The sequence below is a fragment of the Sphingobacterium prati genome, assembly GCF_013167215.1.
Taxonomy (GTDB): Bacteria; Bacteroidota; Bacteroidia; order Sphingobacteriales; family Sphingobacteriaceae; genus Sphingobacterium; species Sphingobacterium prati.
Map to the genome: position 1 here is coordinate 203,171 of NZ_JABJWY010000024.1, position 12,583 is coordinate 215,753.

Annotated in this window: 11 protein-coding genes; 4 read left to right on the top strand and 7 right to left on the bottom strand. The window is 40.9% G+C overall.

The features are described from left to right. The first annotated feature begins 300 nt into the window (after window positions 1-300). Window positions 301-1,410 (top strand): peptide-methionine (R)-S-oxide reductase MsrB, encoded by a 1,110-nt coding sequence (gene msrB, locus HPC41_RS25775; protein WP_172393314.1) that lies wholly within the window; start codon window positions 301-303, stop codon window positions 1,408-1,410. Between the two features lie 54 nt (window positions 1,411-1,464). Here the strand turns inward: msrB and HPC41_RS06970 are convergent, their stop codons facing one another. Further along, window positions 1,465-2,322, bottom strand: coding sequence for an anti-sigma factor (locus tag HPC41_RS06970; protein ID WP_172393315.1), 858 nt, complete (start codon window positions 2,320-2,322; stop codon window positions 1,465-1,467). Window positions 2,323-2,324: 2 nt separating this feature from the next. Then, window positions 2,325-2,891 carry an RNA polymerase sigma factor gene (locus HPC41_RS06975; RefSeq protein ID WP_172393316.1) on the bottom strand — a complete coding sequence of 189 codons (567 nt, stop codon included), beginning with the start codon at window positions 2,889-2,891 and terminating at the stop codon, window positions 2,325-2,327. 172 nt (window positions 2,892-3,063) lie between these two features. Here HPC41_RS06975 and HPC41_RS06980 point away from each other — a divergent pair, with 172 nt between their 5' ends. Beyond that, window positions 3,064-3,633 (top strand): Crp/Fnr family transcriptional regulator, encoded by a 570-nt coding sequence (locus HPC41_RS06980; RefSeq protein WP_172393317.1) that lies wholly within the window; start codon window positions 3,064-3,066, stop codon window positions 3,631-3,633. 113 nt (window positions 3,634-3,746) lie between these two features. Here the strand turns inward: HPC41_RS06980 and HPC41_RS06985 are convergent, their stop codons facing one another. Next, window positions 3,747-6,137 (bottom strand): TonB-dependent receptor, encoded by a 2,391-nt coding sequence (locus HPC41_RS06985; protein ID WP_172393318.1) that lies wholly within the window; start codon window positions 6,135-6,137, stop codon window positions 3,747-3,749. Between the two features lie 459 nt (window positions 6,138-6,596). Between HPC41_RS06985 and HPC41_RS06990 the strand changes: the two genes are divergently transcribed. Together HPC41_RS06990 and HPC41_RS06995 are read left to right on the top strand one after the other, a co-directional pair. Beyond that, on the top strand, window positions 6,597-7,358 hold the full coding sequence (locus HPC41_RS06990) for a sensor histidine kinase (RefSeq protein WP_216660682.1): 762 nt from the start codon (window positions 6,597-6,599) through the stop codon (window positions 7,356-7,358). A gap of 2 nt (window positions 7,359-7,360) precedes the next feature. Next, window positions 7,361-8,113: a LytR/AlgR family response regulator transcription factor gene (locus tag HPC41_RS06995; protein WP_172393320.1), complete on the top strand. Its 753-nt coding sequence runs from the start codon at window positions 7,361-7,363 to the stop codon at window positions 8,111-8,113. A gap of 496 nt (window positions 8,114-8,609) precedes the next feature. Here the strand turns inward: HPC41_RS06995 and HPC41_RS07000 are convergent, their stop codons facing one another. From HPC41_RS07000 to HPC41_RS07015, 4 genes are all read right to left on the bottom strand, one after another. Beyond that, window positions 8,610-10,043, bottom strand: coding sequence for a phytoene desaturase family protein (locus tag HPC41_RS07000; protein ID WP_172393321.1), 1,434 nt, complete (start codon window positions 10,041-10,043; stop codon window positions 8,610-8,612). Window positions 10,044-10,063: 20 nt separating this feature from the next. Further along, window positions 10,064-10,225, bottom strand: coding sequence for a hypothetical protein (locus HPC41_RS07005; RefSeq protein ID WP_172393322.1), 162 nt, complete (start codon window positions 10,223-10,225; stop codon window positions 10,064-10,066). A gap of 192 nt (window positions 10,226-10,417) precedes the next feature. Further along, on the bottom strand, window positions 10,418-11,077 hold the full coding sequence (locus tag HPC41_RS07010) for a hypothetical protein (protein ID WP_172393323.1): 660 nt from the start codon (window positions 11,075-11,077) through the stop codon (window positions 10,418-10,420). A gap of 32 nt (window positions 11,078-11,109) precedes the next feature. Continuing rightward, window positions 11,110-12,561: an MBL fold metallo-hydrolase gene (locus HPC41_RS07015; RefSeq protein WP_172393324.1), complete on the bottom strand. Its 1,452-nt coding sequence runs from the start codon at window positions 12,559-12,561 to the stop codon at window positions 11,110-11,112. Window positions 12,562-12,583 lie beyond the last annotated feature (22 nt).

Genomic DNA, 12,583 nt, shown 5'->3' on the forward strand with positions numbered 1-12,583 from the left:
CCGACCCAGAGCTTGACGACGATATTATAAAAAATAGTCCATTCACCTAAGCTTTGTTGTGATCTAATAGCTGGATGCGGACTGCGCCTTTTTGTCAGACTTTTCTAAAGCGTCCATCAGTTTGTCTGCCTGGTGTCAAAATGAGTAGGCTCTCCTCCTCCCAGCCTTTTTTAATGTCAGTACGGTATGGAAAGGGAATAATGTTTGCATCTAAATACAAAGGGCGATATCAATTTCCAAGAAGTAAACAAACTGGAATTAGTTATGCTTTAGAAACAAGAAGTAAAAACGTGAGGAAATATGAAACAATTATTTGTACTGCTTGCCCTAGGCGTAGGTCTATTTGTGGTCAGCAAGTTTGGCTTTTCACAGAAAGCTACAGGAATAAAATCAGCTAAACAACATACTATGGATAATATACACAACAACGATCAAGTCATTTATTTTGCTGGAGGTTGTTTTTGGGGAACCGAACATTTTTTCAAGCAAGTGCGTGGTGTGACCGCAACGGAGGTTGGCTATGCAAATGGCAATCTTCAGGATCCGACCTATACACAAGTATCTACCGGAAAAACAGGTTTTGCAGAAACTGTTAAGGTAAGCTACGATCCGGAGGTCATTGACCTTAAATTGCTAGTTGACCTATTTCTCAAAACAATAGACCCTACGTCACTGAACAAGCAGGGTAATGATATCGGTACCCAATACCGCACTGGTATCTATTATACCAATACAACGGATTTGCCGTTGATCAAAGAGCGTTTGGCGGAATTGGCAAAACAATATCCAGCACAGATTGTCGTGGAGCTAGAGCCATTGCAGAACTATTACGATGCCGAAACCTACCATCAAAAATATTTGGACAAAAATCCGGGCGGCTACTGCCACATTGGTCCAGATTTATTTGAACTCGCCCGCAAGGCTAATCCAGAAATCCCAAAAGCACAGTCCGAACCGGCCAAGACTTATAAAAAGGCAGATAAAGAGACTCTGAAGAAAGAACTTACCCCATTGCAATATAATGTGACACAAAATAACGCAACTGAGCGCGCCTTTGACAACGAATACAACGACGAGTTCAGGGAGGGCATCTACGTAGACATTACGACCGGCGAGCCCCTATTCGTCTCCACCGATAAATTTGAATCCGGCTGTGGATGGCCAAGCTTTTCCAAACCGATCAGTGATAGTCTTGTTGAAGAACTGTCAGACAGTTCACATGGTATGCGACGCACCGAAGTGCGAAGCAAGACAGGCGATGCTCACCTAGGACATGTATTTGACGATGGCCCCGCAGACCAAGGTGGACTCCGTTATTGCATCAATAGTGCTTCGCTCAAGTTTATACCCAAAGAAGAAATGAAGGCAAAAGGCTACGAAAAATATTTACCGTTATTGATTAAAAAATAGCGGAACTTACAAAACAAAAGAAGATGCTACGAATAATACGATTCGTGGCATTTTTTATATACCGCCCATTACACAAAGTTCAGTGAGTGTAGGCACTGGTTTGCCCCCTTCATCTTCCAGTGTAATGGCAAAAGCCTGTGCTTTGGGAATATCAAGCATCTTGCTGGCCATCTGTTCTTTCGTTTTCAACGGGAATACACCGGCGTTCACTGGTTGACCGTCGACCATTGCCCACAATTGATACTGTTTGCCTTTCGGTGCCGCAGGCATCTGCTCCAAGCTCAAGTACACCGCTTTTGAGCTCTGATCCCAAAATACCAATGCATGGAGGTCAGGCTTATTTTCAACCCCTTTTAATGGAATTGTTTTCACCGCAGGGTTTTTCACCAAGCTCCATTTATCCTGTAAAACCGTCAGACTTGCTTTTTGCGTATCCAATATAGCGTTCGTTTCGGTCAGCAGTTTCTTGCCTTCCTTTACCTGTTGATAGAAGAATACATTAGTTCCGATACTGAGTGCAAGCAATACACTTGCCGCTATTGCCCAGCCATAGAACTGACGCTGTACAATTCGTTTCGGTTCCTTTTCAGCATCAGTAGTTTGTACTGGCGATTGGATAATCTTACCGTCGGTCAATGCTTGCTCTACTTGCCCATCCGCTGTCTTATCCTCCTTAGTGACCAGGTTCTCCGCTTCAAGCCTATTCCAGATATCCTGTTTTAAAACCAAAGGCATCTCCATCGCCTGGATATCGGCCAATCCTTCGAGGGCTTTTTCAGCCTCGACAATAGCTTGTTCCACTGCGGTATTATTTTTTCGAATACAGTTTAGGATGCTTATTTCCTCTTCAGAAGCGAGCCCTAAAACGTATGATTCAATAATCCCTGACGATATGTATGCTTCGATATCCAAAATTAACGATACTCCTTTAATAATTGTTGTAACTGTAAAAATGCAGCCTTTGTACGCGTTTTCACCGTCCCTAAAGGTACATTTAGCTCATCAGCAATTTCCTGCTGCGTATAACCTTTATAGTACGCCATATCGATCAAGATACGACATTCGGGCTTTAATTTATCCAAAATATTTCTGAATCCAATAAAATCTGCGCGTGCACTCCTTTCGGCCTGGCTTTGATCCTGTTCTTCCTGTGTATTTACGATATTTGAGAGCGGCTGGTTTTTCATTTCGTTCATAACGCCCTTAGATTTTCGGTAATCCAACGCCGTATTCCGTGCAATATTGATCATCCACGTATATAACCTGCCTTTGTCAGCGTCAAAAAGATCGACATGCTTCCAGATTTTGACAAATACATCCTGAATCACTTCTTCGGCATGTTCGGTAGAAGTCACGATACGGCACACCACCCCATAGAGCGCACCCGCATAGTTATCATAAAGATAACTAAAGGCCTGCTGGTTCTTCTTTTTTAATAAAAGAATCAAGGTTTCTTCAGGAAGGTTGTGTAATGGACTCAAATTTTACGTTTATAACGTTTTAAAGATGTAGATATATTCTGAAAATACAAAACCGTATCATCAAAACACGTAAAAATCCCGAGCGTACGTATTTTTTGGTATCACTGAAATCGGCTTGTTATTTTTACCAAAAGATAAATGCTGTACAAAACTTTTTCGCTATTTTTCAGACATGAAAGCATTGATCGATTTCCTATTACAATTTGGTCATTTAAACACACAGCAGATTGACCTGATTACAGGCAAGGCCAAGGCCCTTCAGCTCGCAAAGGACAACTATTTTTCTGAAGCTGGAAAGGTCCCCAATCAAGTGGGATTTATTTTGCATGGTATCATGCGGGTATGCTATTATGACAATACAGGTGAAGAAATCACCAAATATTTTTGTGATGAAAACAACCTCATTGTAGATTGGCATCATTATGATGCTAAGATCCCCGCTTCAGAGTATGTCCAAGCTGTTACAACCTGTAAATTACTTATATTTTCCCGGCAGGATTGGGAGGAGCTATCCAACACAATTGTAGGCTGGGAAAATATTGTGCATAAGATCATCCAAAAAGCACTGATACAAAAGCTGGATAGACGGAGCCCACTCGTTTCCGAAGACGCTACAACGCGGTACTTGGCTTTTCTACAAAAATTTCCTTCTGTGGCAAACCGCGTCCCCCTTTCCTATATTGCTTCTTATCTTGGGGTCACCCAACAATCTCTCAGCAGGATCCGGAAAAATGTACGATAACCTCAGCCAAAATACAGTCGCCCTGTTTTTACCAAATGGTAAGCAGCCTATAACTACTGAAAGGCACATCCAACTTGGACGTGGAATTGAGAAAAAAATCATTGTCATACTAATCATTGATCTGATAATTTTTGATCATCGTTTATAATCTGCTTTTGTTTCGATTGATATGCATCAGACTTCTCTTTCCCAAATTGCCAAGATAGCGAAAGGCCAAAAGATCGGAAAGGAATAGCAAAGTTCCCTCGTTGTGTAAAGGTAGGAGTAGCTGAGTAATTACCTAAGTTTTTTACATTACTAAAAAGGTCGACAATCGAGAGCCCGACTACTGCGGAATTTTTGAAAATTCTCTTCTTTAGCGAAATATTCCAGAGATTGAATGCTGCAAACTCACCTTGGAAAGTCTTCTGCGGCGAATCAAAAAAAACATAAGAATCACATGTAAATCCCTTACCGATATTTACATCTATCCCAATAAAAGTCTTATACATCACGAAAATCTTATTGGTTTGAACGCTTGTATTCAAAAATTCTTTAAATGGCGAATTTGCATAGGTATATAGATCCAGATTAGCTTTGAGGTTAAACCGACCAAAAAACTTTATTGAACTATAGCCGCTGAATCCAACGCTTCTATTTTTACCAATATTTTCAAATGTCTGCAGAGCGATAACATATTTATTTTCAACAGTATTAATAACGACTGGTTCTATCATATTGTCAATCGTTTTATAATACAAAGAAGTATTGATCTGTCCCGCGCTTTTAAGAATATTAAAATCCCCGGCGATTTCAAATTTGTGGATCATTTCCGATTTGAGTCTGGGATTCCCCTGCATCTGATTGCTCCTATCCGAATTATTCCTGAAAGGATTCAAGTAATACAAGCTAGGCCGCTGAATTCGTTTTCCATACACAATCTTGAATGTAGAATTTTTGGAAGCTACATAAGCAAGCGTTACGCTGGGGAACAAATTGTCTCCATTACTTGCAAAACCGCCCAAAATATTGGGGTTACCTCCTCCTAGTGTCGTTTTTTCCCATCGGAGACCAGTATTCACTCGAAGCAATTTTCCAAGCGGAAAATTCACCGTCGCATACCCAGCCATGACCTGCTGTCTGTATTTAAAGGCGTAGTTCTGTTGACTGTTACTTAGCCTATTGCCATTACTGTCTAAAGTATCTCGCTGTACTAAAGAATGAATATTTCTCCCTATAATTTTTGTCCCAAAGTCAAACATTGCTGATCCGATGGGATATCTAGCATCAAATTGGACCGTGTATTCATGGTTCAATCCACGATTATGGCCAAATTCAAATTGCCCATTATATTCTGCATCATAGGTTAAATCATTTTTATTCCTCAAATATTGAGATGAAAAAGCTATTTCTCCATCAGATTGACCAAACTTCTTAATATAATCCATGCTAAAATCAAAATTTCCTGAAGGTTGTCTGTTCTGCACATACCCGAGCAGTTCATATGCACTTGCTGGATACACATTTTGAATATTATTCTTCATTTCAATCGCAAGATTATTAAAGTTCAGCGTTGAAATGAACGAATTTGCAGAATCTAGAGTATAGTCTACTACTACGGAAAGCTGAGTACCATTTCTACGATTTATACTTTCATTTTTTTGTTCAAATACAACTTCGTTTGTGGGATTTGAGCTTATTGAGCTAATGATACTTGCAACAGGGTAACTCCAAGAGTTTCCAAAGCTTCCTGAGATACCCATCTGGCCCATTTGCCCAGCAATGTTACCACTTACATTACTTTGACGTGTCCCAAATGTGGTACCAACACCACCATTTAAACCATTGACCGTTCGTCTCTTGGTAACAATATTTATTATACCTGCACCACTTTCCATATCATATTTGAGTGGCGGATTAGTCATAATTTCAATTGATTTGATTTGGTCTGACGGTATCATCCGTAGGGCATCAACCATATTTCCATTCATGATTCCCGATGGTTTCCCATTGACGAGAATCTTCACGTTTTGATTGCCCTTGAGCGCAACATTTCCATTGTATCCAATCGATACCATCGGTAGTTTTTTGAAGATATCCTCGCCGGTATTCCCAATCAGTGAACTATCTTTGCCAACATGGTAAATCATTTTATCCAGCCTGTTCTCCACAATGGAAATTCTTTTGCTCACCTGTACTGTTTCTAAGATATTCTCATTCATCAACAAAATGTTACCTAAATTTATTTGATTAACAGATTCTGGTCTTGGTATGTAATCCAAATATTTTGGTCTATATCCTATAGTAGTTACTTTGATCCTGAATGCACCTAAAGTATCGAGTTGAAAATGAAATTTTCCGGCATCATCGGCACTGAAAGAGAAAAGGCTTTTTCCTTCGCTTTGCAGCTCGATATTGGAAAAGGGCAAGGGGTTATTGGATGTTGAATCTTTTATTTGTCCATAGAACGAAAGTTCCATCTTAGAAGGAATAATCACCTGAGATCGTGAGTGAACCATTATCATTAAGAGCGGTATAAAAAAGAGAATGCTTCTGCTAACCATTTTTTCTTTTAAAATTAGATGGCAAGCATCACAGATCTAAATACTTTACGTCAACACCCCATTTTTTTATACAAACTGCTATTTATTTCCTAAAAAATATAATCAATTTTAAATGATCGCTCTTTCTATAAAATGAACACAGCAATATTCCTTTTTAAATATATATTTGGAGCTATGAACCGAAAAATGCATGAATTAATATTACTAGTATGGCTTCTCTCAACCGTCTATCTGATATTTGGCGCAATGTTATTTAATAGAGCTTCTTTTATGGGCATTGCTTTAATCAGTCAATCTCAATTGTCCCTACTCCTTATAATTTTACTGACAGCTACTTATATTTTCCCAAAAAATTGGGAAAGAAAACGATGGCTCCTAATCGCAGTGGAAATCGTTGTTTTAAACTTATTTTGCGTACTGATGCGTTATATTATCGAGGAAATAATCTTCGTTAAATATCTCGGTTTTCCAAAAACAGAAGATCTAAACCCGCTATTTTTCGTTTATGACAATTTTTACTATTCTCTTCCCGGTTTTTTCATTGGTTTTATTACTTTTCTCATATTTAGAACTCACGCAATTGAGAAGCGCAATACAGAATTAAGAACATCAGTACAAGAAGCAGAGTTAAATCTATTAAAATCTCAGATCAATCCTCATTTTCTATACAATGTGCTCAATTATATGTATTCAATGGCACTCCCCCTTTCAGAAAAACTCTCCACAGTGATCGCAAAATTGGCCGGAACCATGCGCTATACACTCAATAAATTGGACGTTCAGCTCACTCCTTTACAGGAAGAAATCGAATTTATCCAGGATTATATTGATCTTCAATCCACCCAATTTGATCAAGGGATATATTGCACTTTCATCCAAGATGTTCAAAACGATAAGATGCCATTTCCAACCCTGATCTTAATTACGTTTATTGAAAATGCTTTTAAACATGGAATAGTCGATGATCCAGCATCCCCAGTCAAAATCTGGCTAAAAGCAGAGAATAATCTAGTAGAATTTGAAGTTGAAAATCGTATTCATCATAAGCTGAAAGCTGACTTTCGAGGAATTGGATTAGCCAATATAAAACGGAGATTAGCGATTTTGTTTCCAGACAGACATACACTTCATATTTTGCATGAAGGAGACGTTTATTCCATTCATCTCAGACTATATAACTAAATATGCAGATTAAAGAAAACATCCGATGTATTATTGTTGATGACCAAATGTTTGCCATCAAAATCCTGGAGGGTCATCTGGTTCACTTTCCTACTTTTTCAATCGATTACGCTGGCACAGATATATATGAGGCCTTGCGTATTATTGACAGCTCGAAGATAGATCTCGTTTTTCTGGACATACAAATGCCAGATATGAATGGGATGCAATTCTTAAAATTATGCAAGAATAAATGCAAATTTATTTTCACTACAGCGTATTCCCAATATGCGATCGAGGGATATGAACATGATGTCGTTGACTTTCTTTTAAAACCGATCACTTATGAACGTTTTAAGAAATCAATTCTCAAATTTAATCAGCATACAAACATTGCCAATACCGCGGAACGTGATGAGACGAAAAACGAACATATTCTCATTAAAGGAGACGCCAAACAGAAATATCATAAAGTCCTATTAAAAAATATTGTTTACGTTAAAGGATTAGATAATTATATTAGTATACAGACTATTGCTGGTCCCATTATCACTTACATGAATCTCAAAGATCTTATAGCTCTACTCCCATCCACTAGATTTTGCAGGATCCATAAATCATTTATTGTATCGGTAGATTACATCAACTATGTTGACAAAAGTGCAGTTAAAGTTTTAAATGAGATTATCCCTATCGGTTTATCGTATAAAAAAAACTTTTTTCAGTTGTGGGAAACGAAGCTCAATAGGGCAATGATTTGCCCCAAACAGCTATAGATATCACTGTTGAAGTATATAAAGAAGTTTATGAAACCAACCTCTATGGTGTAATCAGGGTGGCGCAAGCATTTTCAGACCTGCTAAAAAAATCACCCGAACCAAGGATTGTGATGGTCAGTTGCAGCCAGGGTTCGATCATCCTGTACAGTGATCCATACTACAAATACTATAACCACAAAGGTTCGGTTTATCTCTCCTCCAAATCGGGTTTTAAATATGTATATGGTCAATATTGCTTATGATCTGCGCGACACCAATTTTAAGATAAAACGCTGTCAGTACAGGCTTTACCAAAACAGACTTGAACCATAATAGAGGCAGCGGTACAGTTCAAGATGCAGCAAAGGCATAGTAAAATATGCACTTATTGGTAATGATGGTGTCACAGGAAAATTTTTCTGCGAAGAAACAAATCCAGAGACAGGTGAGATTCCCTGGTAATTTTAGTTAATAAACAAGCGCTCTTTTGGAAGAGAGCGCTCAAATAGCCAAACTAACGTTTGACCACGACACCAAAATGTTCGTTGAGGGCCATCCGAGCTGCATGGTAGCCACACATCCCATGTACTCCACCACCTGGCGGTGTCGAGGACGAACAGATATACATATTTTCCAGGGCGGTACGGTAAGGGTTCAGAGCCAGGATCGGTCTGCTATATAACTGGGTTATATCCATAACTCCACCATTGATATCCCCACCGATATAATTGGGATTGTACCGTTCAAGCTGCGCTGGCGAAAAACTGTGCTTCGCCAGAATAGTATCCTTAAAACCCGGCGCAAAACGTTCAATCTGGTTTTCGATTATTTCAGTATAATCGATTGTGCTGCCATTCGGAACATGACAGTATGCCCAACCGGTATGCTTGCCTTCTGGTGCCCGGCTGCGATCAAAGGCACTCTGCTGCGAAAACAAGACAAAAGGCCTGTCAACTTGCCGGCCAAGATGCCCCAGTCTTTCACTTTCAACAATTTCAGCATAGGTATTTCCCAGATGTACAGTAGCTGCCTCCTGACAGCGTAAGTCTTTAAAAGGCGTCATTTCCGACAAGGCCCAGTCTACTTTGAAAACACCCATCCCCTGCCTATAACGCGCCAGCCGCCGTCGATAACTGTTGGTAAAATCCACGCCTTTGAGCTGCAGCAACTGCTTGGGCGTCATATCACAAAGGAGTACCTTATAGGCAGGGAGATCGCGGATATCTTCCACCCAAAAATCGGTCTGAACCTCGCCACCCAAAGATTGATAGTACTGCAGCAGCGCATTGGCAATCGACTGAGAACCACCGACAGGAATCTGCCAGCCATATTTATTGCCTACTGCAGATAATACAATGGCAATTGCAGAAGTCGTCCAATTGGTCAATGGTTGAATACCATGGGCAGCCATACCAGCCCAAAGCGCCTTTGCCGCTGCTGTGGAAAAACGCCTTGCAGTCCAGCTTGCAGGTCGTAGGGCATTGAGCCCAAATCTAGCCAAAAGCAAGGGATGTTTCGGTAAGCATAATGGTCCCATGATATCCGGAGCAAGCTCGTCCCAATGCTCAATTACATTTTCAACCAGCCGACGATAAACATCACCATCTGGTCCCAAAGCCTGTACCGTTTCAGTGAGGCTATGGTAGAGGATTCCTGTCTCTCCACCCAGCAAAGGATGTGCTGCAGCATACTTCGGCTTGACAAATGATAGGCCAAATGTCTCCAGCGGTAGGCTCCTGAAAAATGGAGAAGCCATAGCCATGGGATGAATCGCCGAACATACATCGTGCTGAAAGCCCTGTAGCGTGAGCTCTTTTGTCCGCATACCACCGCCAATGGTATCTGCACCTTCCACCAACAGCGTGCTAAGCCCCTGCTGTTGAAAAGTTATCGCAGCCGCCAAGCCATTTGGCCCCGAACCAATAATAATCGCATCAAATTTTCGCATAAGCTGGATTTTAATCAATGCTAATCACAACCCGTATTAGGTTGCTCTTTTTTTGAACGCTTGGATGATAGCGAGTCCGAAAGCGCTTTGTCCTGATCCTTTTTTTTGTTAGCCGAACCACAAGCTACCGCAAATGTCGTTAAAACAAATGCCAAAAGTCCGAGATTAATTAATTTTTTCATCTATTTATTTTTTTTCAATGGCTGATGAGAGCTCGATGTAAAATAATGATTGCCTTGTGCGTCAATACTATTTACATCTCGGTTTCATATTTAAATAATTATTTAATGAGTGTTTATTTTCATTTGTCTCAGTGAACTGAACTCCCTACACTCGATTTGTTTTTAATGGTCAAATGGAATATCATGATTATTTCATTCATCAAAGTAGTCCCGATACCGTTGTTTCAGCTCCTGGCGCTGTGTGCTATCGAGTTTGATTTTGGGATCCGTCTGAGCGACTACCGTGGAAACAACTTTGTGTACGCCTTTTCCTTTTTCAATAAATAATACAGTCGGTGAGGATATCCGTTTAATGGAATCTATGCCCAAAGCATTATAAGGATTGAGGATATCGTGAAATTTGGTTAGAATGGCTTCGTAACCCGCACTTCCTGCTTTCGTTGTGACCACTTTCCCATTCTTATCCTTTTCCTTAAGATCACGGATATCATGAATATTGAGATAATAAATAGCCGCCTTTTCCTCCTGGGCAAATTCCAGTAAAGGATCTATCGCATTACGTAGCCAAGGGCAACTTGGCCAGCCGAAGAGGACGATACCATTTTCGAGCTTGAGGATGTCGGCTTCGGTCGCATAGACAATCCGTGCGCTATCTGGAATATGTACCACCACTTTATTACTTTTATTCAGGCTTTCAAGTTCCTCCTTAAAACGCTCTGCCTCTTCCTTTTTAAGCACAACATGGCTATTCTTTACGACCTCCTTTGTATCCTGCCTGGAATGACAGTTGGTGACGTTGAGCAGAACGATAATCGCAAAAAGCATACTCGCTAATAATTTTAAGTCTTTCATCTTGTATGGGGTTTAATCATATGTTTCTTTTGTTACTTCGTCGATTGCTTATATTCCTTGATATGTTCAGCAAGATCCCATACCCGGGCTTTGGGCAGCGATACGTTAATCAGACTACTTGCTATCGCCGAGCGATAGCCCGAAGCACAATGAACGACAATGGTCTTATCAAGGGGTAGTTCGGCAATACGCTGCTTTAATTGGGCGAGCGGAATATTGTGCGCCCCTTTAAATGCCGAACCTGCTTTGGCCTCCTCCGCCGTCCGCACATCCAGGATAAAATATTCCACTGGCGCCCTGTCAAAAGCAGCCTGATCCAATTTTGCCGATTGTTGGCCAGCGTAATCGCCAAACAGCACAACAGCTTTAACAAACTGTTCATAGCCGATTTTTGCGACCTTTTCGAGCTGTGCCTGTCCCTGTTCTTTCGTATCTACAACAAGATAAAAGCTTTCTTTGGGTGCTACGAAAGTTGCGATCCACGACTCCGACTTGTTACGCTCGGGGATGTTAATGGCCTGAGAAAAATGGGAATGCCTGAATTGTGCAGCTTGACGCGTATCAATAATCTTGCTGACAGAGTCTTGTGCACGATCTGCTGGAATATAGGAAATGCTAGACAAGGCAGCGAGCAGCGGTGGGGCTCCAGTGCGATTCAGGGCCACATTGTAAGGAAAATATTCCGGGATAGGCAGTCGGTCCCTCAGGATCAGCTGAACAAATTTATTTTCTGATTGTTTCTGAAAGGCAAAATTCTGTTTTCGTTCTTCCCCAATTGTACTTTGTTTGGCTCCCTTTAGCGCGTTTCCACAGAGCGAACCAGCTCCATGAGCTGGATAAAGCAATACATGATCGGCCAATTTCGCATAGTTTTCATTAATCGTATGGTAAAGTTGGCGCGCCAGTTTCTCTCGCTGGGCGACCTGGTCGCCGGAATATTTCCTTAGGTCAGGTCTACCTACTCCGCCGATCAGTACCGCATCGCCCGAAAAGATAGCCACATCGTGTTCATTATCTTTCAATAGCAGCGATATGCTGTCGGATGAATGCCCAGGTGTATTGATTGCATACAACACAATGCGGTCAGAAATCCTTAATGTATCGCCATCATCAAATGCGGTATGCGGATATGATGCCTGCGCCAGTTTACTCACATAAACCGGTACTTTTAGGTCTTGCTGAATTTCAAAATGGGAACTCACAAAATCAGCATGCAGGTGAGTTTCCACCACCGCTATAATGTTAGCTCCTTGCTCCTTCGCATAGGCATAATAAGGTCGGGGATCACGGGCAGGATCCACAAGTACAATTTTCTTGTCCACCAAGATCGCATAAGAGAATTGAGCCAAGCCTTCGTCTTCAAATTGCCTGACCGCAAATCCAGGCCCCTGTTTATCGGTATTTGCAAAACAGGATACCCCCTGCCCCGCCGAAGCAAGGGTAAACAGGACGACAGAGCGGTGGATAAATAATCTTCTATTCATAATTGCACTACTATTTAATTAG

Excerpts from the sequence above, each read along its gene's own strand:
- msrB (WP_172393314.1), top strand. The coding sequence starts at position 301 with ATGAAACAATTATTTGTACTGCTTGCCCTAGGCGTAGGTCTATTTGTG.
- HPC41_RS06980 (WP_172393317.1), top strand. The coding sequence starts at position 3,064 with ATGAAAGCATTGATCGATTTCCTATTACAATTTGGTCATTTAAACACA.
- HPC41_RS06985 (WP_172393318.1), bottom strand. The coding sequence starts at position 6,137 with ATGATAATGGTTCACTCACGATCTCAGGTGATTATTCCTTCTAAGATG.
- HPC41_RS06990 (WP_216660682.1), top strand. The coding sequence starts at position 6,597 with ATGCGTTATATTATCGAGGAAATAATCTTCGTTAAATATCTCGGTTTT.
- HPC41_RS06995 (WP_172393320.1), top strand. The coding sequence starts at position 7,361 with ATGCAGATTAAAGAAAACATCCGATGTATTATTGTTGATGACCAAATG.
- HPC41_RS07000 (WP_172393321.1), bottom strand. The coding sequence starts at position 10,043 with ATGCGAAAATTTGATGCGATTATTATTGGTTCGGGGCCAAATGGCTTG.
- HPC41_RS07005 (WP_172393322.1), bottom strand. The coding sequence starts at position 10,225 with ATGAAAAAATTAATTAATCTCGGACTTTTGGCATTTGTTTTAACGACA.
- HPC41_RS07010 (WP_172393323.1), bottom strand. The coding sequence starts at position 11,077 with ATGAAAGACTTAAAATTATTAGCGAGTATGCTTTTTGCGATTATCGTT.
- HPC41_RS07015 (WP_172393324.1), bottom strand. The coding sequence starts at position 12,561 with ATGAATAGAAGATTATTTATCCACCGCTCTGTCGTCCTGTTTACCCTT.